This is a genomic window from Synechococcus sp. R3-13, assembly GCF_047462195.1.
Taxonomy (GTDB): Bacteria; Cyanobacteriota; Cyanobacteriia; order Thermostichales; family Thermostichaceae; genus Thermostichus.
Window position 1 is genome coordinate 2,232 of the sequence record NZ_JANSIO010000507.1, and the last position, 256, is coordinate 2,487.

At 52.7% G+C, this 256-nt stretch carries 1 pseudogene; it reads left to right on the top strand.

What is annotated here, in order from left to right:
- Positions 1-33: 33 nt before the first annotated feature.
- A pseudogene (locus NW856_RS13950) lies at positions 34-256 on the top strand (hypothetical protein); the annotation flags it as partial.

A 256-nucleotide genomic window follows, 5' to 3' on the forward strand; every position in this document is an offset into this window, starting at 1 on the left:
GGGCGCTGCAGTGGCTAAGCCGAGGGAGACGGTATGGGGTTGCTTATTTTTATCCTGTTTTTAGCTCTGGCTGCCGGGATCTTGGCTCTAGCCCTTTACCACGAAAAGAAACGTCGAGAAGCTCTGGAGCAGGTGGCCGCACAGCTAGGAATGCGCTTTTCTGCCCAGTTGCCTGAAGAGATTCGATCTCGCTTGTTGCAAGCAGGCTTTGGACTGTTTGAACGAGGCCATGGGCGACGTTTCTATAATTCGATGT